The sequence below is a fragment of the Exiguobacterium sp. MMG028 genome, assembly GCF_027947425.1.
In the GTDB taxonomy this organism is placed as follows: domain Bacteria; phylum Bacillota; class Bacilli; order Exiguobacteriales; family Exiguobacteriaceae; genus Exiguobacterium; species Exiguobacterium aestuarii_A.
The window spans coordinates 165,473-187,750 of record NZ_JAQJIN010000001.1 but is presented as its reverse complement, the minus strand read 5'-3'; the positions used below and the strand labels follow the sequence as shown (position 1 = coordinate 187,750).

Here is a 22,278-nt window from a genome sequence, read left to right as displayed (position 1 = left end):
CTATTACCGAGATTTTGGTTGGCTAAACATAAAAAAGGAGAGACATTCGTCCCTCCCCCGTCTTATGCTTCAAGTTTTACGATTTCTTCATATTCGCGCTGGTACGTTTGGATGTCACCTGCACCCATGAACAAAAGTACTGCCTTGTCATGATTGCGTAAGACGCTCGTACCACCACGTTTCAAAATATGCGCACCGTCGATTCGTGATTGAAGGTCCTCGATTGTGACAGTCCCTTCTTGTTCACGGGCTGAACCGAAGATATCACAGAGATAGACCGTATCTGCTTCAGCCAATGCTGTTGCAAAGTCATCCATGAACGATTTAAGACGTGTGTACGTATGTGGTTGGAAAATCGCAACGACTTCCCGTTCTCCATACTTCTTCCGAGCCGCTTCGACCGTTGCACTGATCTCACGTGGGTGGTGTGCATAATCGTCTACGAGTACTTGATTGTTAAGCGTTGATTCACTAAAACGACGCTTCACCCCGTTGAATGATGCAAGACGCTCTTTCACCAATTCTTTAGGTAAGTTCTCGTAATCACATGTAGCGATGACAGCAAGAGCGTTCAACACGCTATGGTCTCCGTATCCAGGAATGCGGAACGTTCCGTAGAAATCATCACGTAAAAAGACATCGAACGTCGTTCCGTTCTCTGTCGACGTAACGTTTTCTGCACGGAAATCGTTATGCGTCCCAAACCCGTAATAAACAAGTGGAACGTTCGCTTGAATGTGCTGAAGATTCTCATCATCGCCACAAGCAATGATTCCTTTCTTCACTTGTTTTGCCATCTCCTGGAATGCATCGATGACATCGTCTAAACCAGAGAAGTAATCTGAATGGTCAAAGTCGATATTCGTCATGATGGCATAGTCTGGACGGTAATATAAGAAGTGACGCTTATATTCGCAAGCTTCGAAGACAAAGTTCTTCGAATCGGCAACACCTTCACCTGTTCCATCACCGATTAAGAATGATGTCGGTTCGATTCCACGCATGACGTGGGCAAGCAAGCCTGTAGTCGATGTTTTACCGTGTGACCCTGTGATGGCGACACTTGTGTAATGATTCGCGAGCTCACCTAAAAACTCGTAGTACTTATAAATCGTCAATCCGAGTTCACGCGCGCGTACGATTTCTGGATGATCGTCGCTGAACGCATTTCCTTGTACGACGATTTGATCTTCAGAAATATTTTCAGGGTCGAATGGCAAAATTTCAATCCCTTTTCGTTTCAATGCTTCTTCTGTAAAAAATGCTTTTTCAACGTCCGATCCACGGACCTCATTATTCATATCAAATAAAATTTGAGCTAAAGGACTCATGCCCGTTCCTTTAATTCCGACGAAGTGATAACGGTTCATCTGTAAATAGCCCCCCTAATTCATTGCGGCTCGTCAAAATGCGACAAACCTTTGTCATTATAGCAAAACTCACTGAGTCGTGCTATTACAGATTATTGTTTTTTTGCGCAAGTCGTCGGCTACGGTACATTGCCATGCGATCTTTTGGCGTCATCATCACGTTTACAGGCGGTTGGTCGGCTTTAAACGAAACTTGAACAGCCGGTGTCAATTCGGTGTCAGCCGGTAATTCTTCTTGTTCAGATGGCGTTTGTAATTTTTCTGCAATCTGCTCAATCGACTCTCCGATTTGTTCCATAGAACCATCGATGTCTAAACTTTCATCTGGCGCTGCACTTTGATGAACTTCCACGACCTCTTCTTTTTTCGAGCGGGATAAGTCCGTTGATTGCATAAAAACGGACGAAAAACCGTTATCTAGAATCGAGACCTGACCGAGAATCGATTTTTCTTCTTCGGTTGTTTCCCCGGAAATGTCTTCAACATGTTCTGCGTCTATTTCAGGACTAATGCTAACGATCTCTTCATCTTGAAGTGACTCTTCAGACGGAACCACTTCAGACGCTGTGCTCATTTCGAACGGTTCTCTCGTTTCAGGAGAATGCTCGACCGGCAGAACAATCTTCGGTTTTGGACGGGCATATCCGTAAATCGGTGAAGGAACATCAGTCGGAATGAATTCATCGGTGATATCTACCTTCGGAGGTGGTGAGACCGGCTGTCCTTCTCTCGACAGCTCTCGTTTGATTCGATCTGCTTGTTGTTTCAATGAACGTTCATATGCATCCATACTTGATTCCTCGCTTTTTCACTCAATCCATATTTAACAAAAAATCGGTCGAGTTTAGCGACCGATTTCAAATGCTGTACCTACTTCATATTCGTTATCTAATACTAAAATCCCTTTTTCTTGCGGGGCATTTGGAAGATTTAATTCACGCGCCGAGCAAATCATGCCATGCGAGCTCTCTCCGCGAAGTGCCGATGGTCGAATAATCAAACCGGTCGGCATGACCGCTCCTGGTTTGGCTACGACTACCTTTTGGCCAGTCGCGACGTTTGGTGCGCCACATACGATTTGAACAGTGCCTTGATCGATTTGAACTTGGCAAACGGATAATTTATCCGCATCCGGATGTTTTTCCGCACTTTCCACATAACCGACGACAAACTTCGGTGTCACATCTACCCATGAGAAGTCTTCGTCAATTCCATTTTCCTTCAAGACAGCTTGTACCTGTTCAACTAATTCCGTTGTCAAATCAACTGGACCATTCCAACCTGTGACGTCAAAGTGCTCACTTGCTTGAAACAAATTATATCCGTTGACGGCTCCGTCTTCAGATTTGACGATGGCGACGTCACCTGTCCGTTCTACAGATTGATGGTGACGTTCTCCTTCTTTCAATAACACCATGAGTACATCGCCGATTCCTTCTCGGTTATAAAACACATTCATTTGCATACGTTCCTACGTCCCTTCTTTCAAACTCATCTCACTTATTTTATCAGATTATGTGTTCGATGGCGGGGTCTTTTTTCCGACAATAAAAATCGGTTCAAGTTGCCCTGCCTCATAATGAAAGGCGAGTGCAGTTACTGGGACACGACCATTCGTAAAGAAGTCAAACATCAATTGTTGCATCGCATCATACCCTTGGTCGTTTCGGATATCGGCGATAATCATCACATCTTGATGCGGTACACCGACAAGCATATCCCCTTCAACTCGGCGCTCCATCATTCGAAGAAATTCATCGTTTAAAATGCGCGATGCCTCGTAGCCGTCTCGCGTCGATAAAAAGTAGAACGGGTTGCCTGCAACTTCATCTTGTTTCATCTCGGTCGGGAGTTTTTTGACATTTTCCCGGGCAATGCGTTCAATCGTTTCAAGCGTCAAATCACCGGATACATGCTTCTCCTCGATTAAACGATAGCCGTTCCCGCGATCGAGCGCGTAAAAGATGGCGGTCTCCGCCGTATGCGGACTGAAAATAAGTGGTTCTCCACTTTTCGTCGTCTTTGCGAACGAGTTCGAACGAATGACCGGATAGATGGCATCCAATTTTCCGGCGAGTGAGATGTGATCATCTGCCTTCATTGCCGACTCGATGTATTCGATGACTTCATCGACTGCCACTTTGCCCCGCGTTTTCGCTTTCGCGACGATTGGTGCGAGTCGAATATTCACACCAAAGCGATCAGTTTTCCGTTCGACGCGCAACACCTCATTCTCGCGGTCATAAGATGTGCGATAGTCCTCTTTGAAATTCGCTTCTAAGTAGCGTCTTAACTCATTCCGTTCCATAAAGGGTCACCCTAATCCATTCAAGAATGCTTCGACCTGTTCCGGCGTCTTCCGTTCGCGACCGACATAGCGATCGATTTCCTTACCATTTTCAAATGCGACAAAGCTTGGGATCCCAAAAATATCGAGCTCTTGCGCGAGTTCCATAAACTCGTCACGATCGACGTAATAAAACGTCCAATCTTCAAATTTCTGTTCGATTTCAGGCATGAACGGGTCGAGGAAACGGCAATCTCCACACCATGTTGCCGAGAACATGAAAATACTTTTTGATTCTTTTGCTTCTGTATATTCTGCCATTGTTGATAGTTGTTTCATAATTGACCACTCCTGTTCGTTTTTCCCTCACTTATAATAGCATAAGTCCTGTCACACATTCTGCTCTGGTGTTTGTTATAATCAAAGCCGAAACTAGTTGAAACAGGTGAACTCATATGAAATTGACACGAGAAAAATTGAATCCTGAAATGAAACATCCCCTCGAACAGATGGTCGGCGTCTTTGGAATGCTCGCCATTTTGCGATATGGATATTTATTTATTGATACCGATAAAACGAGACTCGAGATTTTGATTTGGCTTGTTGTGGGCTTTGCCGTCATTTATGTTCTTGAAAAATGGCTCAAGCAACTCGCCCGTCATTTACCAATCGTACGAAAACGATATTTGATCCCAATCTATGTAATCGTCCTTCTACTGTTCCTCATCAGCTTCCGCGTCCCTCGCGAGACGGTAGATTCTGTCAAAGTCTTATTCGGTATCGGATGACACGAAAAGGCGCCGTTTGCTTCAAACGGCGCTTCTTTTAATAGTCAATTTTCATATCGTTTGGCTGAATACGTCCAGTTCTTCTCAATACAGCGTATACCGCATAACTTAACAAAGCAGGTCCGATGACTAGGAAGCCGAGGACAATGATAAACGTGTACCAACTGAAGCCCATCGTTTCTAGCATGACAATCGGACCGACGAGTCCACTCGTCCCCATCCCTGCCCCAGCTGCCACACTTTCTAATTCAAACAATAGAATCGCGATTGGTGCGAGGACAGCCCCAGCTAATGTAGGGGGTAAAAGAATCCAAGGATTTTTCACGATATTCCCGACTTGGAGCATCGACGTTCCGATTCCTTGCGCAATCGCTCCGCCGACTCCGTTATCGCGATAACTCGTAATCGCAAACCCAATCATTTGAGCAGCACATCCGACCGTCGCGGCACCAGCGGCAATACCGTTCAACCCGAGCATCAAAGCGATGGCTGCACTCGAAATTGGCGCAGTCAATGCCAACCCCATGAGTGTCGCTACGACGAGTCCCATGAACAATGGTTGTTGCTCAGTCCCCCACTCAATCCAACTACCGAGCTGTGTCATGAACATCCCTACATATTTCCCGATATATGTCGCTGTGAAGAAACCGACTGCGATTGTCGTAAATGGCGTCACCAAAATATCAAGCTTCGTTGATTTCGATACAAGTTTTGATACCTCAACGGCTAAAAGTGTGGCGACGTAACTACCGGCCGGTCCAAACTCATATCCGAACGTCCCGACAACGAGTGCAGAAAATAGAATAAGGGGTGGCGCCTCAAGGGCATAAGCAATCGCAATCCCGATCGCTGGACCCGTCAGACTCATCGCCACGTCCCCAATTTGAACGAGCGTAGCGCTTATTCCAGCAAGTGCGGTCCCTTCAAGCTGACCACCAATCGTCTTCATAATCAAACCGATGATCAACGTACTGAACAACCCTAGTGCCATATAACTAAGTGCCGTCACAAAATAAACAGACGGGCTAAGTGAGATTCCTTTTTTCTTGAACATACGAGATCCTCCTTACAATCATACAGGTGTCTTTACATAAGTAAACAGCATGTATAAACACCTCTATCAGTATAAGGTGTTTTCTTGAAATAGCAAGAACATCTACACAAAAAAACCGTCCACTCAACATCATGAGTGAACGGCATGTACGTTTAGCGAGACGGACGAAGTGTTTCAAGCGTCGAACGGTCAAGTCGTTTGACCAACGCTTTCAGTAACGCTTTCGCCGCATCGTAGTCGTCTGTATGAAGAATCGAAGCATGTGTATGGATGTAGCGTGATGCGACACCGATAACGGCTGTCGGTACACCTTCGCCACTCATATGCACGCGTCCAGCATCCGTACCGCCTGGCGAGACGAAATACTGCGTTTTAATATTTTCATCAGAAGCCGTGTCGAGCAAGAAGTCACGCATTTCAGGCGACATGACCATGACCCGGTCTAAAATTCGAATCAAGGCACCCTCACCGAGTTGTCCAAACTCCGTCTTACTTCCAGATGCATCGTTCGCCGGTGAAGCATCGAGTACGAGTGCCACGTCTGGCTGAATCAATTCAGATGCCGTCTGCGCTCCACGTAGTCCAACTTCTTCTTGTACGGTAGCACCCGAGAACAAGATGTTCGGGTGGTCTGCTTTTGTCGTCTCTTCTAACAATTCGACAGCCAGACCGACACCGTAACGGTTGTCCCATGCTTTCGCCATAATTTTTTTCGGGTGATGGAGTGGTGTAAAAGCGCTCGATGGTACTGCAGGAACACCCGGACGCACTCCCCATGATTCTGCTTCTTCTTTTGAATCGGCACCGATATCGATGAACATTTGTTTGATGTCCATCGGTTTACTCATCGCATCTGGTCCGAGTAAGTGAGGCGGTGTCGAAGCGACGACACCTGGGATTTTCCCGTTCGAAGTGATGATGTCAAAACGTTGTGCCATGAGCACTTGGCTCCACCATCCGCCGAGCGGTTGTATGTATAACATGCCATTCTCCGTGATGCGTGTCACCATGAAGGCAACCTCATCCATGTGACCGGCTACCATTACTTTAGGTCCCGCTTCGTCCCCGACACGTTTCCCAAAAATTGATCCGATGCCATCCGTGACGATTTCATCTGAGTGTGGTTCAATTCGTTCACGTACGAACTGACGAACTTCTGACTCGAACCCAGGAGCACCTGGTAGTTCTGTTAACGTCTTAAATAAATCTCTCGTCTTTTGATCCATCTTTTATCATCCCTTCCTAACCGTTCTTGTCTCATTATATACAAAAGTTTTGATAGGATGCGAATGCTTTTCATTCCATTCGGGTACAGGTTTTGGTACGATGTACATGATAGCCATAGTTCAAGGGGAGGTAGTCATATGAAAAAAAGGTATTGGTTTATTGGAATCGGGGTTGCCGTCATTGCCGCACTTATGACGAAAAAGGCTTTAGATGAACGTAGCTTATCTGCAGAAAACGCGTTGGAATACACAAAACGTGCTTTCTCAGCTAAAGGTCATGTCCAAGGGGCATGGATCTCTGCATCACCTGAGATTTACACGTATGACGGTCGTGAATACGATGTCTACAAAGGTGGAATCTCGGTTCTTGAGAACGACGAAGAAAAAACGTATGAGTTCACAGTCGATTCTGAGACTGGCGCTTTACTCGAATATGCATGACACGAAACCGACGAATGATTCGTCGGTTTTTTTGTTTAGTTACAGCGAAAGAGTGGAAAATTGAAATTGGTAGTTTTCAATTTAAAAAAGGAGTGATCTCGCGTGAAAAAGCTAATCGGTGAGGCAAGTGAACTCGTATCGCAAATGGTAGAAGGAATGGTCCATGCCCATCCTGAACTGTACGGTCGTGTCGAAGGATTCAATGTCATCTGTCGGGCGAACGGTGCAAAATCCGGTAAGGTCGGGCTCGTCTCGGGTGGTGGTAGCGGACACGAACCGGCACACGCCGGTTATGTCGGAGACGGCATGCTCGATGCGGCAGTTTGCGGGGAAGTCTTTACATCCCCTACTCCGGACATGGTGCTTGAAGGAATCAAAGCAGCTGACGGTGGCAACGGTGTCTTGTTGATCGTCAAAAATTATTCGGGGGATGTCATGAACTTCGAACTCGCCGCCGAATTGGCTGAAGGAGACGGGATTAAAGTCGACCATGTTGTCGTCGCCGATGATGTCGCGATTTCAAACAAGGAAGACCGTCGTGGTGTTGCCGGTACCGTCTTCGTTCATAAAATCGCAGGTGCCGCTGCAGCAAGCGGCAAATCACTCGAGGAAGTTAAATCGATTGCGGAAAAAGTCGCATCACACGTCCGCTCAATGGGGATGGCGGTAGAACCTTGCTACATGCCAGTGAGTGGCAAGCCTGGTTTCGACTTGAACGAGGAAGAAATGGAAATCGGGATCGGGATTCACGGGGAGCGCGGTGTCGAACGTAAACCAACGAGCGATGTCGACCAAATCGTCGATGACCTTCTCAGCCATTTGAAAAAAGAAGTTGAGCCTGGCGAAGTCGCCGTTATGGTAAATGGAATGGGCGGGACTCCATTGTCCGAACTATATGTGACGTATCATTTCGTCGCGCAAAAACTCGAAGCAGCTGGATATACGTTGAAACGGAAATATGTCGGTAACTACATGACGTCACTCGAGATGCACGGATTCTCGATTACTTTGTTACCGCTTGATGATGAGATGACCACTTATCTAGATACTCCATCGGAAGCACTTGGATTTAAACTTTGATAAATGAGGTGTTTGTTTTATGTTGACGATTGATCGGATGAAGCAAGCGTTACGCGACACACAAGTCGGAATTGAAGACCAAAAAGACACACTGACAGATTTAGACCGTGCCATCGGGGACGGAGATCACGGGATCAACATGTCCCGTGGTTTCGACGCGGTCTCTTCCATTTTAGACGAGGAGTATGACTCTCTCGGAGCGCTCAGTAAAAAAGTAGGCATGACTCTGATGTCGAAAGTAGGCGGTGCGGCTGGTCCATTATATGGCTCTGCTTTCGTCAAGATGGCGACCAAGTTCGGGGATGCGACCGAAGCTGACTTTGATCTTCTCAAAGAAGCACTCCAAGAAGGTTCCGATTCGATTAAAGCGCGTGGAAAGTCAGAAGTCGGTCAGAAAACGATGGTCGACGTTTGGGACCCGTTCCTCGAACATGTGAAACAAGGGGACGACTACAAACAACAGTTAGACGAACTTGTGCAAAAAACGGAAGATATGGTGGCGACGAAAGGTCGAGCTTCTTACTTCGGTGAAAATTCGCGTGGGACGGTCGACCCGGGTGCCCTCTCCAGTTCGATTCTGTTAGCCGCGATTATGAAGGAGGTCGATTGACATCGTTGAATTGATTATCGTCTCGCACAGTGCAAAAATTGCGGAAGGGATCCAAGATCTCATGAAAGAGATGGCGCCATCCGTCCCCATCCATCTAGCCGGCGGTCTCGAAGACGGTTCGATTGGAACAGACGTCACGCGCATCTTGGAGGCACTCGACCAAGTCGAAGGGGAAGCGCTTCTTCTTAGCGATATCGGTTCGGCCACGATGAACGCCGAACTTGCCATCGACATGTACGAAGGAAGTAAAGAGGTCGCATTTTTTGATGGTCCGATTGTCGAAAGTGCATTCATCGCTTCGGTTTCCTCAGGAAACGACATGTCTCTCACAGATATCGTCGAACAGCTGAAGCAACAATGAAAAAGCACCCCGTTCAGGAGAACGGGGTGTTTTTATGTCTTAACGTGGGTTGTCATTCTTTTCATATACGGCATTCATATATGAGCTTGTTGAATAGAAACGTGGTACGACCAAGAACAAAATGAGTGCTGGAATCGCAATCAATAGAAGCAATACCAATACCGGCAACCAGTAGACAATTTGTTGACCGAGCATATCGATGTTTGCATCTGCGAATTCGGCTGCTCCTTCAACTTCTACGAGATCTGCTGATGAGAGGATCTTGTTGTCTGTCGCATCAAAGTAATGGTACTCGGTTTTACGTGTGATGAAGATCCCATCACGAATCGTATCGAGTTCTACGACAGCCGCGATCACTTCGTTGCCATTTGAATGGCGAAGCGTCTCTTCTTTGATGATTTCAGCTGTTCCTTCTTTATAATCGTAATGCGTCGCTTTCAAATCCTCTTCGAGTGCGTCCAAGAACGCTTCGTTCGCTGAGGTATTCATTGGTGCGATTGTTAGAATGAAGATTACTGCAAGCAGGCTTGCCCATGCTTTTTTCAACATCCCCATGTTCCCCCTTCTCTTATTCCAGTTTAGCGTCATTCCTATTGTACCAAGAAGAAAGAAAAAAGTGTGAAGAAAATACTATTAAAATAAGAAAAAAGCGTGTCAATTTTTCGGACGGAATACAGCTTCCATTCGATAAATCGGCTGACCGAGCGCACTGAAGCGCTCTTCATACTCTGTTCGAATATTATCTTCCGGTTCATTTACATGCAAATTAAGTGAAATTTCTGTGAAGAACATCCCATATTGACTCATGCTTTGAAGAGAATATTCAAAGAGTCCGCGGTTGTCCGTCTTGAAATGAATCTCCCCTGCTTTCGGAAGAATTGCTTCATATGTCGCTAAAAATGTCTTGTACGTCAAGCGACGTTTCGCATGGCGTGTTTTCGGCCAAGGGTCCGAGAAGTTTAAGTAGACGCGGTCGACTTCTCCAGCTTCAAAATATTCGACGAGTCGCTTCGCATCAACCGTCAGTACTCTCACGTTCGGCATCGGTGTCTCGACGAGCTTTTGAACGATTGAGACAGCTACGCTTTCAAATAGTTCGATTGCGATAAAGTTCACGTCCGGATGTTGTTTCGCCATCCCTAAAATGAATTGCCCTTTCCCTGAACCGACTTCGATAAAGAGCGGGTGGTCATTGCCGAACTCGGCGTCCCACTTCCCTTTTAATTGTTCAGGATGTTGAATAAATACGTGTTCTTGAGCTTCCATATATTCTTTTGCCCAAGGCTTATGTCGTAAACGCATGAAAATCCTACCTTTCGTTCATCAAATGTTCAAGTTTAATGGGAATATGCACGTTACGTACGAGCAGTCCTCTTGCGATTATACACGAAATCATAGTTTAATGAACGTGAATCATCCTTCACAAGGAGGTTATATACGATGAGTACATTAGATCAATTCTTAATTTTTTATGCAGCTCCACTTACGTTTTTCGCAGGCGTCATCGCAACGTTCGTTTGGGCTTACTTCATGAATCCAGACGACATCTAAACACATTCAAAAAGGGGTGGCGCACAGCCATCCCTTTTAATTGATTCGTTCATACGCCTCATCGATCAATTCGCGCAGTACATGAAAACCTTCTGTTCGTGCTGCATCGTTTCGTTCCCCATAAATCGTTAAAATCGTTTGGGCAATTGCATACCAATGCATTCGATTATGAAGTTCACTCGAAACCTCAACGCCATAATGCGTGAACCAGCGCTCCCATTCCGCCTCTTCGACATAGCTATAGACTACCATCGCCAAATCAAAGGCACGGTCCGCGATGATCGCATCGTCCCAATCCGTCAAATAGAGAAGACCGTTTTCATCTTCAATCCAGTTGTTGTGATTTAAATCAGAGTGGCATACGACGAACTCTTGCTCGTCGACTTTCGGCAAATGGTGTTTTAACCATTGAATCGCCTCTCCAATCGTAGGATCTGTCTCATCTTGTTCATATGCCTCACACTGACGAAGCAACAAGTGCGGCGTCACCGGTGTGTGATTTAATTGTTGTAACATGAATAATAGCTCTTTCGAATCATGAATCTTTCCGAGTTGTGCCGCGACATCTGGTCGCTTCATATCTTCTGGTGAAAGTTCGCGGCTCTCAATGAATTGTTGGGCACTTAGTACGTCCCCGTTAAACATCCGCTTTGTCCAAAGAAGTTTCGGAACAATTCCTTCCGCTGAAAGAATCGCCAAGAATGGAGAAGAGTTCCGTTTCACAAAAATCTTCTGTTGGCGCGTCGTCGCTACATACGCTTCGCCCGTAATGCCTCCGGCTGAAGCGACTGTCCACTCTTTCCCGAGCGCACCGACTATATCTGAATACATATTCATCACGCTCAAATCTTACTTGAATTAAAGAGATACAATCAACATCTTAACACGCGAGAATCGTCATTGACAACGACTCGACTTGAATGTGTGACGGGTTTCTTTCGATCGGGACGAGGCTAGCAGTCTCCCCCTGAACATAGACGTTCCATTTCGCATCGCTTTCGAATGACAGTTTTTCGAACGTTCCATTAATATATACGCGTACCCGCTGCCAAGCGTCATACGAGTGGCTCGCCGTCAGTTCATAAATGATGACGCCAGGCGGCGACGGCAGGAATGTGAAATGGTCGATAACTTCCTGACGTGAATCGTAACGGAAACACGTATGCAGTCGTCGTAGTTTCAAAAGCGTCTTCACATACTCGATCTCACTGATTCGCGCATCTCGTAAGTCCCAATCGAAATGATTGATGTGATCTGGTGAATTATAGCTATTCTCCACGCCATGTTTCGTTCGTCCGAACTCTTGACCCGCGTGGATAAATGGGATCCCTTGAGACGTGATGACGACCGCATTGGCGAGTCGCTGCATTGCGAGGCGAGTCGCTTCATCAATCCCTTCACATGACAACTGTAATTTGTCATAAATCGTATAATTATCATGGGCTTCGGCATAGTTGATCGAATACGTCGGGCTCGGAAAACGTCCGACCGTCACGTTCGGAATATGAACGGCCCCGGTCAGACATTCACGCAGTTCCCATTCTCGCCACTCATTTCCTGAAATGAATCCACGTTCTCGATCATTGAAGGTTGACCCTTTTAAGGCATCCCGAATCATGTCGTTGAAGTGTCCGATTCGAGGCATTCGGGCTGCATTTTGCGAAGTCGCCTTTAAGGACTGTCCGAGCGGTGTCGCCAAGTCCCACCCTTCTCCATACACAAGGATGGACGGGTCAACTTTATCAAGGGCGGCTCGCACTTGATTCATCGTCTCGACGTCATGGATACCCATCAAGTCGAAACGGAATCCGTCCACTCGATAAGTTGTCGCAAAGTATGAGACGAAGTCGACAATCATTCGCCGCATCATATAGCGTTCCGATGCCGTATCGTTTCCGACACCTGTCCCGTTTGCGACCGTTCCGTCATGCTCATAACGAAAATAATAATAAGGGACGAGGGCCTCGAGCGGTGAATGTTCACGAATATAGATGTGATTCATCACGACGTCTGTGACGACACGAAGACCTGACCGGTGAAGATCCGCGACAAGTGACGCGTACTCGAATACCCGACTCATTGGCACATCCGGGCTAGAGGCGTAACTTCCTTCAAGGCTGAACCAATGAATTGGATCGTAACCCCAGTTATACGGCATTCGTGTCGCTTCATCGACACTTCCGAAATCATGAACGGGTAACAATTGGACATGGGTCACGCCGAGTTCATTTATATAATCAAGTCCTGCACTGTGACCGTCTTTCGTCTGAACTCCTTTTTCGCTTACCCCTCCGTATAGACCTTTCAGTTGGCTCAACGATGAGGGATGGCTTGTGAAGTCTCGGATGTGCAGTTCATAGATGACGGCATCGGTCGCTTTCCAAAGAGGTGGACGCGGAGCTTGTTCGACTTGTTCATTCACAAATCGTTCCACGTCCATCAATACCCCAAACTCTCCGTTCAAGCTAACGGCTCTTGCATAAGGGTCAACGACTTGTCTCGTATCGACGGGTGTCTTTACTTCTAAACGATATAGCATCCCTTCGAACGCTTTTGGCACTTCTCCATTCCACTCTCCACGAGAACCGCGATGCATATGGAAGCGTTCGAGTTCACGGTGGTTCGTGTCGTCATGGACGGTAATCCACATCGAGAGTGCGACAGGCGACCAAACGGTCACTTCCATCCCGTGTGGCGTAAATGACACGCCAAGTGGTCCATCATATGAGAATCGACGCTCGAACTCTTCGGAGCGTACAATTTCTCGAGGAACGATGACCGTCGTCTTTTGTCCCGGATGAAACACCGTATACATCATATCTAAAGAAATAGGTTCATATAGTCGCAGAATTTGCTCAATCATCCCTGATTCGGTCACATGTTGTTGTTCAATCATGTAGTCAATCTGGCGTCCATTCTGTTCGATTTGTACTGGAACGGATTCATATTCGCGCACAATCTCAAGTTGTATGGTCTCAAATGATACGAAAGACGCGCTCTCAATCGTTACATGCGAGGCAGTCTTTTGATCTGGTGTGTGATGCATATGCGTCCCTTCCTCTCAATCACTGATCCATAAATTGACGAAACGGCATCTTGGCTGTCACTTCTAACAATGTAGCGACATCACGGACTTGCTGCGCTTTTACAATCGGTGCGCGCCCATTCACTTGTTTCATCCATTCTTTATACTCATTTCGTCCCACATAATGCGTCGTTCGAGCGCTCGGAACGTTATCAAAATAACCATTTACTGCAATGACGACCTTTTGAAGGACACCAGCATAGTTCGGTACAATTTGTCGAACAAGTTCTTCGGTGCGTGTCAACGCAATGAGCGGGTTCACTACACGAGTATTTTCCCCTTTCAGCGGTTGATGAACCCACGTCTTCTCTTTCGATATGTGATAGATGCTTCGGTCTCCCTCGAGCCACTCCACGATATAGAGATGCGTCGGACCGACAAGGACGTGACTTAATTCAACGGTCGCACCGTTCCACTCAATGACGGGACGATAAAAGAAGAAGTGGCGTTCATTCCATTCGGAACGCATCATGCGATATGCAAAATCTCTCGTGAATGCCAAATGTGGTAAATCTGCCTCAAGTACCCCTTCACAAGCAAATTGCAGTTTTTGAATGTGTCGGCGCTCTCGAAGTAATTTCTGATACTGTGATTCGGCGAGTGGTTTTGGTTCTAGTTCAATCCTTTCCGACTTCGCCCAAAATTTCCACCACGGCCGATCAATTTCAAGCACTTCGACCGGACTCAGTCGATTGTTTTCATGAAGACGCTGCAATCGGGCCGTATCGGATTCTACATATTCTAAATAGCGATTGTATTGATCTAATACATCACGTTCATATTTTGAGATTACGTCAAAAATTTTAACCGGGATTGCCATATGTCCTCCTCTGGCCGTCTTAACGGAAATACTTCAATCGCCCTATAGGACGGAGTATGATTCGGCTGCACTTCATACAGGATCACTTCTTCCACCGACTCGGTCACGTTAAACTCGGGTGGGACGTAAGCAATCCGTTCCCCTTTGTCCCACTTTTTTGCGAGAGTGACATGAGGGACGAACGTTTTTCGGTCTAAATTTGGAATCAATGCGACGAGCTCTTGACGCAGCGCCGTCGCAAATCGCTGAAGAGCATCTGACGCATCAGGTACGATCGTCAACACGCGTGGACGGTCTGCTCTCCCGAAATGGTCGATGGCATGAAACGTCAACGTGAACGGAAGGGTTTCTTGACTGATTCTTCTAGTGATTTCTTTCACTTCATCCAGCTCCTCACCATCGACCCCCCCTAAAAATTGTATCGTCAAATGAAACTCGTCCGGTCGATAAATTCGCCGATACGAGTAATACGGTAAGATGGCTTGTTGCACAGCGGCGAGTTCGGCCGCTTCGATTGGAATCGCAATAAAATAATGCGTGCTCATCTGATTCATCCTTTCAGTGCGCGACGTGACAGTCCAATCCAAATCACTGCCCCGATTGCCGTGACGATCGTATACATCCAAAATACGCCGATGATGTCATCGAGTTCGATGATTGTACCACTCAACTTGTTGAATCCCGCTGTCGCGAGTCCTGAAGTCAACGCCATGTAAACACCGATTGCCGTTGAAGAGACTTGACGGTCGACAAGTTTCCGGACGAACTGAAGCGCGACCGGAATTAAAAGTCCGACGACGAGACCTTGTGCGATTGCTAGCAACCAAACGACCCAAATGGGTGGCTCTAATGCAAGGATTCCATTTCGCATAGCCGATATGGCTGCCGCCCCGACGAGTACCGGCACGCTGCCGAAGCGTTCTACCAACTGTGATGCCACTTTCATGAAGGGAATTTCAAACAAGACCGCGACGAGGAATAGTGTTCCGACGAGCGTCGTCGATCCCCCGCTACTTGTCACGTACAATCCAAAATAGTAGTTGTTCGCATAAATTGGTCCAAAGACGAGCATGCCCCCGAGCAGAAAGAATAAGAAGGTCTTATTCCATACAGCTGTCCATGAAATCGGAGCTAACGTGACGTCTCGAATCGAGCTCTTTTCCGGAATCATTCGGACGAACACACTTCCGAGAATAAGCAGTATGGCACTTACTACGAACGTACTAGCAAGGCCCCACGTCGAATCGGAAATCCGTCCCATCGCAAATACCGCGATGGCGAAACCAACCGATCCATATAGACGAATTGCACCGTAGTCTACTTTGGAACGGACCGTATAGTCGAGTGTCATCATATCAACGAGAGGGATGTGCGCGCATTGGAACACCGACCAGATGACCATGAGCACCACGATCCATACGTAAGAAGTCGCCACTAAAAAGGTGAACGAAATGATCGCAGCACTTAACATCGCTAAAATGAGCCATGCCCGAACCCTACCTGTGCGATCGGTCAACATTCCCCAGAGTGGTTGTACCCCAATCGAAAGAATGGGCAGAATAGCCACGATATTCCCGACCTGACTAGGACTCAATCCAAATTGATCTTGTGAAAAATATAAAGCCATATAAGGAATCAATGCCCCTTGTGCGAAGAAAATGGCGACGTACACAGATTGAAACAATCTTTTTTGCGAATTCAATGATAACTTCCTTCCTAAAGGACAGAGAGCCGACTACATCAGTCAGCTCTCCATAGTTCTTATTTAGCGAGCTCGTAAATCGCTTCAGCATAAATCGCTGCTGCGCGTAATAAATCTTCTATCTCCATATATTCATCGACCTGATGCGCTACATCTTTAGCGCCTGGGAACAATGCACCGAATGCGACCCCCGCCTCGAGTGAACGGGCGTAAGTTCCCCCACCGATTGCCATCAAGTTCGCATGCTCCCCCGTCTGACGTTCGTACACATTAGCGAGCGTCTTCACGAGCGGATGATCTTCAGCCACGTGATGCGGTGGCATATGTTGACGCGTCTTCAATTCGAAACCGAGCGACAACGCGATTTCACGTAGGTTTTGCAACCGCTCTTCAAACTTCGCCGTATAAGGGTAGCGAATGTTAACCGTAGCCGTGCGCTCATCTTCGTGATAGCGGAACACACCACCGTTGATCGTCAAATCACCTGTCTCGTCACTCGCCTCAATCCCGAGTGAAATCCCGCGAGAATCGGCAAACACATGACGAACGAGTTCAATATAGCGCTCCCCTTGAATATCGAGAGGAAGGTGCAACAAGAATCCAGCGAGGACGTAGGCGGCATTGATCCCGTTGTCCGGCTCCATTGCGTGCGCCGCTTTCCCTTTCATCGTGAACGTATATGTGCCACGGTCATAAACGCATGTCCCGTCCGCTTCATACTTTTCAAGATAAGCCTCGAACTTTTCTTCGAGTACCTCGTCTGTTTTCAATTCAGCTTTCGCGAAGTCCGGCACCATGTTCGGACGCTCTCCACTCGTGAATGAGAGAAGGTGATACGCCGACTCTGGTGCGCGTTGAATCGGAAGTTGTGTCAATACACCGTCATATAGCCCTTTCTCTGCGTTAATGATTGGGAAGTCCGCGTCTGGTGCAAAGCCGTATGTCGGCATCTGTTCTTGTTTAAAGTATTCGCGGACACAGCGCCACTCGCTCTCCTCGTCACAACCTGCGATCAGGCGGACACGCTTCGAGAGCGGTAATCCGAGTTCTTTAACGATACGTAAACCGTAGTAAGCAGCCATCGATGGTCCTTTGTCATCATTACTTCCGCGAGCGACGATTTTTCCGTCCGATGTAATCGTCGGATTGAACGCACCATATGTCCATCCTTCACCAGCAGGAACGACATCAAGGTGACATAAAATCCCGACGATGTCCTCACCATCCCCATACTCCAAGTGTCCTGCATATCCACCGACGTCCTTCGTTTTAAAGCCATCTCGCTCACCGAGTTCAAACATGTAGTCGAGCGCTTTTCGAACATCTGGCCCGAATGGCATGTTCGGCGCGGCTTTTGATTCATCAAGCACGCTAGGGATTTGTAATAATCCTTTTAAATCTTCTAAAAATGCATCTTTACGATTGTCGACTTCTTGTCTCCAATTCATGTTCATCTCCCCTTTTGCGAATGTTCTCTCCCTTACTAGTATATCCAAATGAATGAAAGACGAACATTCATTTAGAAAAGTTTTTTTCGTTCGTGTTTGACCTCATTTTAAATACAAAAAAACAATCTTCATTCGATATTTACGTTCATAATCAAATCTTTACAAACAGATTGTTCGTGCTTTCTGCTTGCATTTTTGTACAGGAGCGGTATACTAAAGGTGTAATTTTAGAAAATAACAATTTTATATTTCATTTTGTCGTCTGTAGGTATGGTTTATCATTATTCTACACATTGGGAGGTTATCCAATGAAAGGCTCAACAGATCGGATGTTAACGCGCATCAAGTCCATTTATTTGTTCATCAATGAAAGGGAGACAGTTACCACTTCAGAACTAGTAGAAGAGTTCGGCATCACGTCGCGCACTGTGCAACGTGATTTGAACGTACTTGAGTACAATAATCTTGTGGAGAGCCCTAGCCGTGGCACGTGGACTTCATCGAAACGTTCACTCAAGACGGCAAATTGAAACGTATATGTAGATTCAAGAGACCTGACATTCAGGTCTCTTTTTTGATTAAAAAAGAGAATCCGCCCAATTGGACAAATTCCCTCTCACCTCTTTAATTATTGAAGAAACAATTGAACTTCTTCTTCCGTCAACTCACGATATGCCCCGAGCTCAAGCGTCTCATCGAGTTCTAGCTCCCCGATTTGAACACGCTCTAATCGCTCGACGTGTTTGCCTACCGCCGCGACCATTCGTTTCACTTGGTGATATTTCCCCTCAGACAATGTGAGACGGATGACAGAGCGACGCCCGCTCCGACTCAAAATCTCGAGTCGGGCCGGCTTCGTCGTATATCCATCCTCTAATTCGACGCCGTTTGCAAACGCCTTGATGTCGTCCACGGTCATCTCCCCATCGACTTCGGCGATATACACCTTGTCGACATGTTTACGTGGTGACATGAGCGCATGGTTGAACGCACCATCGTTTGTAATGAGGAGAAGGCCTGTCGTATCTTTGTCGAGACGTCCGACCGGGAAAAGGTCGTAATGGGCATACTCCGGATCAATTAACTCGATGACTGTCGTCTCGACTTGATCTTCCGTCGCACTGATGACCCCTTCAGGCTTGTTCATCATGAAATAGATGAATGGACGATATTCAACGACTTCCCCAAAAACGGTGACCCGCTCTGATTCAGGATTGACGTGCCGTTTCGCATCTTTTACAGGCACATCATCGACTCGTACTGCCCCTTGTTTTAATAAGATTTTTACATCTTTTCGTGACCCATATCCCATGTTCGATAGTAATTTATCAATTCGCATTATCCGTTCCTCCGATATTCAAAGCGTTTCCCTAATAATTTCCCTGCAAGATGGCTGCGCCAGCCGAGATATCCGTATACGAGAATCCCGACAATGACACCGACGATTGTCGCAAAGATGTCATTTCCCCAACTCGCTTCTTCTTGCAACGTGACGAGAAGAGAAAGGTAAACAGCCGCAAACATCGCCGCCCCCATCAAGAACATCAAGATGGTCCGACGAAGCAACTGCTTGTATGGGAAATGTAGAGACCGCTGAATCATCCATACCATGAGCACGATCGCCACGATGTATCCCGCAATCGTCGCATAACCCGCACCGATACCACCGAGCCAATAGACGAACGGTACGTTCAGGGCGAGTTTCGCCAACAGACCCATCGATGTAGCAAAGATGGTGAAGTACTGACGGTTAATCCCTTGGAGGATCGCAGCCGCAACTGAGTAATAGGCTAAGAAGAAAGCACTCGGTGCATAATGAAGTAAATACACCCATCCTTCACGGTCTCCCGGGAACAACGTCCCAAACAGCGGCTCCGCGAGAGCCACGAGACCGATGACAGCAGGAATTGTCACGAAGAACGAGACTTGGAAAATATGATTGACTTGATTTCGTACCTTCAGCATATCTCCTGTCGTGAAGGAACGGGTCACGAGCGGGATGGTCGCCATCGAGACACTCGCCGCAATCGACACGGGGATCAATACAATTTTATGTGCGTTTCCAGTTAAAAATCCATAAGCTGAAGTCGCTTCGGATACGGTCGCACCCGAACTGAGTAACGTATTGACCATCGTCAACTGATCAATCAGCTGATAGAGAGGGGTCGATACCCCGACCATCACGATTGGGATTGAGTAGCTGAGCAACTCGAGTAACAACGACTTCATCGAACGGACAGGTGTGCCAGCTGGATTATCCGTCTGACGATGGATATCTTTTCGACGCTTCCAGTACATCATGAGTACGACGAAACTACCGATTGCCCCGACAAAAGCACTGAACGTCGCAATCGTGACGGCAATGACTTTCAATCCATTCAGTTCAGTCGTCTCGACGGATTGCGTTCCCCCAAGAGCGTTTGCGATTGGTCGAATGAAATCAGAGTCCGCAAAGACGAACAAGACGAGCATCGTCCCGCTGAGAAGGAATAGAATGCGCACAATCTGTTCGATGACTTGTGAGATTGCCGTCGGAGCCATGTCTTGATGTCCTTGGAAATAACCACGAACCATACTCATCGCTGGGATGAGTAGTAACGCAAAACTGACGCTTCTCGTCACGAGTGTGAGCGAGTCAATGTATTGCTGATTGTTCTCCGAATTTCGGACCATCAGCTCGGACAGCCATGGTGCCGCAAAAAAGAGTAATAAAAAAGCGACGACACCGGTCGCAAGCATCAGCTTCATTCCTTGTCGGAACAATCGTTGACTCGTTCCGTATTCCCCTAGCGCATTATATTTGGCGATAAATTTCGAGACGGCAACAGGAATCCCTGCCGTCGATATGGAGATCATGATTGCGTAATACGTATAAGCCGCTTGATACAACGTCACTCCGGCAATCCCGACCATCGCTTGGAACGGGAATGTGTACAACAGCCCTAACATCCGAGAAATCAAGTTTCCCGCCGATAAAAGAAGCGTTCCTTTGACGAAGGAGGCTCTTCCAGAATCTTGTTTGGCGCTTGATGACATGAGGCACCTCCATCTATAAATCAACTGTTCATATGAATTCAGTTTTACAAAACAACCGCTTCTCATTATACTCTTACTGTTACGGATAATAAAGTTACGATAATTTTACTAATCATATAGATGAAGAAATGAGGAGATTTTACATGAAAGATGTCATCGTCATCGGCGGAGGTCCAAGCGGACTTATGGCAACGTATGCGGCTGCAAAGAGCGGCGCATCGACCTTGTTGATCGATAAAGGGTCTAAACTCGGGCGAAAATTAGCGATTTCAGGTGGGGGGCGTTGTAACGTTACGAACCGAAAACCAATCGATGAATTGATTCAGTTCATCCCTGGGAACGGCCGCTTCTTATATAGCGCCCTCGCCCAGTTCGACAACCAATCGATTATCGACCTCTTTACAGGATTCGGCATCCCACTGAAAGAAGAGGATAACGGGCGCATGTTTCCTGTGACGGACAAGGCACAAGACGTGGTCAACACGTTACTTCGTGCCATTGAAGACCTCGGTGTCGAGATTCGAAAAAAAGCAGAAGTCAAAACGCTTCATTTTAATGAAGAAAACGAGTTTCACGCGGTCGAGTTGATGGACGGTGAAATGATTGAAGCGAAAGCATGTGTCGTCGCGGTCGGTGGACAATCCGTCCCCCACACCGGTTCGACGGGTGACGGTTATCCGTGGGCACAAAAAGCCGGGCATACGATTACGGAACTATTCCCGACAGAAGTACCGATCAAGTTGAACGATTCGTTCATCGGAACGAAACAACTTCAAGGATTATCATTACGTGACGTCGCGTTGACGGTACACGGCAAAAAGGGGAAAGCCATCAAGACGCACCAAGGCGACATGATCTTTACCCATTTCGGGATCTCAGGTCCAATCGCACTCCGTTGCAGTCAGTATACGATTAAAGAACGGAAGCGCAGCAAAGAACAAGTCGTCCTTTTGTCACTCGACTTCTTCCCGGACACGACACGAGATGCGCTCGTCCAGGAACTGTGGAACCAAGTACAGAGCCAACCGAAGCGTGCCGTTAAAAACGTATGGAAAGGCTATATCCCCGAGCGACTTCTTGACTTGTTGTTAGAAGAGCTCGCATTTGGAGAAGAAGACGCCAGTCAGTTGAAGAAGCAATCCGTCATTGATTTCGCAACGCGCTTGAAAATGTTCGAGATGCACGCCGTCGGGACACTCGACTTTGATAAGGCGTTCGTCACGGGCGGTGGTGTTTCTGTCAAAGAGGTAGCGCCGCAGACAATGATGTCGAAGAAGGCACCAGGTCTCTTCTTTGCCGGTGAAGTACTCGACATTCATGGATACACAGGTGGCTACAACATCACGGCTGCTTTCACGACAGGACATTGCGCCGGATCGCACGCAGCTGAACTTGCGACAGAGCGGTAAAGGGTTCGGC

General features: G+C 47.1%; 25 protein-coding genes. 8 read left to right on the top strand and 17 right to left on the bottom strand.

From position 1 onward, the window contains the following. Positions 1-62: 62 nt before the first annotated feature. The 5 genes from murC to PJK55_RS01045 form a co-directional block, all read right to left on the bottom strand. The gene (gene murC, locus PJK55_RS01065; protein WP_214746404.1) at positions 63-1,370 is read right to left on the bottom strand and encodes a UDP-N-acetylmuramate--L-alanine ligase; all 1,308 of its coding nucleotides are present in this window, start codon (positions 1,368-1,370) and stop codon (positions 63-65) included. 85 nt (positions 1,371-1,455) lie between these two features. Beyond that, complete coding sequence (locus PJK55_RS01060) at positions 1,456-2,160, bottom strand: hypothetical protein (protein WP_271304531.1); 705 nt, start codon at positions 2,158-2,160, stop codon at positions 1,456-1,458. Positions 2,161-2,214: 54 nt separating this feature from the next. Further along, on the bottom strand, positions 2,215-2,829 hold the full coding sequence (gene ytpR / locus PJK55_RS01055) for a YtpR family tRNA-binding protein (RefSeq protein WP_224862764.1): 615 nt from the start codon (positions 2,827-2,829) through the stop codon (positions 2,215-2,217). A gap of 54 nt (positions 2,830-2,883) precedes the next feature. Further along, positions 2,884-3,678: a DUF1444 family protein gene (locus tag PJK55_RS01050; RefSeq protein ID WP_271304530.1), complete on the bottom strand. Its 795-nt coding sequence runs from the start codon at positions 3,676-3,678 to the stop codon at positions 2,884-2,886. 6 nt (positions 3,679-3,684) lie between these two features. Next, positions 3,685-3,996, bottom strand: a complete 312-nt coding sequence (locus PJK55_RS01045; protein WP_074033461.1) for a thioredoxin family protein — start codon at positions 3,994-3,996, stop codon at positions 3,685-3,687. 116 nt (positions 3,997-4,112) lie between these two features. Here PJK55_RS01045 and PJK55_RS01040 point away from each other — a divergent pair, with 116 nt between their 5' ends. Continuing rightward, a complete protein-coding gene (locus PJK55_RS01040; protein ID WP_214693325.1) occupies positions 4,113-4,445 on the top strand; it encodes a hypothetical protein in 333 nt (110 codons plus the stop codon). A 37-nt stretch (positions 4,446-4,482) separates the two neighbouring features. Here the strand turns inward: PJK55_RS01040 and PJK55_RS01035 are convergent, their stop codons facing one another. Beyond that, complete coding sequence (locus tag PJK55_RS01035) at positions 4,483-5,499, bottom strand: PTS transporter subunit IIC (protein WP_271304529.1); 1,017 nt, start codon at positions 5,497-5,499, stop codon at positions 4,483-4,485. Between the two features lie 152 nt (positions 5,500-5,651). Beyond that, positions 5,652-6,725 (bottom strand): M42 family metallopeptidase, encoded by a 1,074-nt coding sequence (locus PJK55_RS01030; RefSeq protein ID WP_214782140.1) that lies wholly within the window; start codon positions 6,723-6,725, stop codon positions 5,652-5,654. A 138-nt stretch (positions 6,726-6,863) separates the two neighbouring features. On the opposite strand from PJK55_RS01030, the gene PJK55_RS01025 reads away from it, so the two are divergent. From PJK55_RS01025 to dhaM, 4 genes are all read left to right on the top strand, one after another. After that, entirely contained in the window at positions 6,864-7,166 is a 303-nt protein-coding gene (locus PJK55_RS01025; RefSeq protein WP_012726763.1) for a PepSY domain-containing protein, read from the top strand. A 102-nt stretch (positions 7,167-7,268) separates the two neighbouring features. Further along, complete coding sequence (dhaK, locus tag PJK55_RS01020; protein WP_271304528.1) at positions 7,269-8,246, top strand: dihydroxyacetone kinase subunit DhaK; 978 nt, start codon at positions 7,269-7,271, stop codon at positions 8,244-8,246. A gap of 19 nt (positions 8,247-8,265) precedes the next feature. Next, the gene (gene dhaL / locus PJK55_RS01015) at positions 8,266-8,856 is read left to right on the top strand and encodes a dihydroxyacetone kinase subunit DhaL (RefSeq protein WP_214693332.1); all 591 of its coding nucleotides are present in this window, start codon (positions 8,266-8,268) and stop codon (positions 8,854-8,856) included. Between the two features lie 10 nt (positions 8,857-8,866). Continuing rightward, positions 8,867-9,217 (top strand): dihydroxyacetone kinase phosphoryl donor subunit DhaM, encoded by a 351-nt coding sequence (gene dhaM, locus PJK55_RS01010; protein ID WP_256441180.1) that lies wholly within the window; start codon positions 8,867-8,869, stop codon positions 9,215-9,217. A gap of 39 nt (positions 9,218-9,256) precedes the next feature. On the opposite strand, the gene PJK55_RS01005 is transcribed toward dhaM, so the two are convergent. Both PJK55_RS01005 and trmB read right to left on the bottom strand, forming a co-directional pair. Next, positions 9,257-9,766: a hypothetical protein gene (locus tag PJK55_RS01005; RefSeq protein WP_224861577.1), complete on the bottom strand. Its 510-nt coding sequence runs from the start codon at positions 9,764-9,766 to the stop codon at positions 9,257-9,259. Between the two features lie 105 nt (positions 9,767-9,871). Continuing rightward, entirely contained in the window at positions 9,872-10,519 is a 648-nt protein-coding gene (gene trmB, locus PJK55_RS01000; protein ID WP_271304527.1) for a tRNA (guanosine(46)-N7)-methyltransferase TrmB, read from the bottom strand. A gap of 138 nt (positions 10,520-10,657) precedes the next feature. On the opposite strand from trmB, the gene PJK55_RS15170 reads away from it, so the two are divergent. Continuing rightward, positions 10,658-10,768, top strand: a complete 111-nt coding sequence (locus PJK55_RS15170; RefSeq protein WP_012726769.1) for a hypothetical protein — start codon at positions 10,658-10,660, stop codon at positions 10,766-10,768. A gap of 36 nt (positions 10,769-10,804) precedes the next feature. Here the strand turns inward: PJK55_RS15170 and PJK55_RS00995 are convergent, their stop codons facing one another. The 6 genes from PJK55_RS00995 to pepV are packed head-to-tail and all read right to left on the bottom strand — an operon-like array spanning position 10,805 to position 17,823. Next, entirely contained in the window at positions 10,805-11,599 is a 795-nt protein-coding gene (locus PJK55_RS00995) for a phosphotransferase family protein (RefSeq protein ID WP_214782134.1), read from the bottom strand. Between the two features lie 49 nt (positions 11,600-11,648). After that, positions 11,649-13,814 (bottom strand): type I pullulanase, encoded by a 2,166-nt coding sequence (pulA, locus tag PJK55_RS00990; protein WP_271304526.1) that lies wholly within the window; start codon positions 13,812-13,814, stop codon positions 11,649-11,651. A 19-nt stretch (positions 13,815-13,833) separates the two neighbouring features. Further along, positions 13,834-14,673 carry an NERD domain-containing protein gene (locus tag PJK55_RS00985; RefSeq protein ID WP_271304525.1) on the bottom strand — a complete coding sequence of 280 codons (840 nt, stop codon included), beginning with the start codon at positions 14,671-14,673 and terminating at the stop codon, positions 13,834-13,836. After that, positions 14,643-15,218 (bottom strand): RNA 2',3'-cyclic phosphodiesterase, encoded by a 576-nt coding sequence (thpR, locus tag PJK55_RS00980; protein ID WP_271304524.1) that lies wholly within the window; start codon positions 15,216-15,218, stop codon positions 14,643-14,645. The genes PJK55_RS00985 and thpR overlap by 31 nt, the downstream gene beginning before the upstream one ends. Before the next feature lie 5 nt (positions 15,219-15,223). Next, positions 15,224-16,375: an MFS transporter gene (locus PJK55_RS00975; protein WP_271304523.1), complete on the bottom strand. Its 1,152-nt coding sequence runs from the start codon at positions 16,373-16,375 to the stop codon at positions 15,224-15,226. A gap of 59 nt (positions 16,376-16,434) precedes the next feature. Next, the gene (gene pepV / locus PJK55_RS00970) at positions 16,435-17,823 is read right to left on the bottom strand and encodes a dipeptidase PepV (RefSeq protein ID WP_442899485.1); all 1,389 of its coding nucleotides are present in this window, start codon (positions 17,821-17,823) and stop codon (positions 16,435-16,437) included. A 308-nt stretch (positions 17,824-18,131) separates the two neighbouring features. Between pepV and PJK55_RS00965 the strand changes: the two genes are divergently transcribed. Continuing rightward, a complete protein-coding gene (locus PJK55_RS00965; RefSeq protein ID WP_074033475.1) occupies positions 18,132-18,353 on the top strand; it encodes a DeoR family transcriptional regulator in 222 nt (73 codons plus the stop codon). Positions 18,354-18,451: 98 nt separating this feature from the next. Here the strand turns inward: PJK55_RS00965 and PJK55_RS00960 are convergent, their stop codons facing one another. Further along, a complete protein-coding gene (locus PJK55_RS00960; RefSeq protein WP_271304521.1) occupies positions 18,452-19,162 on the bottom strand; it encodes a pseudouridine synthase in 711 nt (236 codons plus the stop codon). Beyond that, positions 19,162-20,859 carry a putative polysaccharide biosynthesis protein gene (locus PJK55_RS00955; protein ID WP_271304520.1) on the bottom strand — a complete coding sequence of 566 codons (1,698 nt, stop codon included), beginning with the start codon at positions 20,857-20,859 and terminating at the stop codon, positions 19,162-19,164. The genes PJK55_RS00960 and PJK55_RS00955 overlap by 1 nt, the downstream gene beginning before the upstream one ends. A 143-nt stretch (positions 20,860-21,002) precedes the next feature. On the opposite strand from PJK55_RS00955, the gene PJK55_RS00950 reads away from it, so the two are divergent. Next, the gene (locus PJK55_RS00950) at positions 21,003-22,268 is read left to right on the top strand and encodes an NAD(P)/FAD-dependent oxidoreductase (protein ID WP_271304519.1); all 1,266 of its coding nucleotides are present in this window, start codon (positions 21,003-21,005) and stop codon (positions 22,266-22,268) included. The last annotated feature ends 10 nt before the right edge of the window (positions 22,269-22,278 follow it).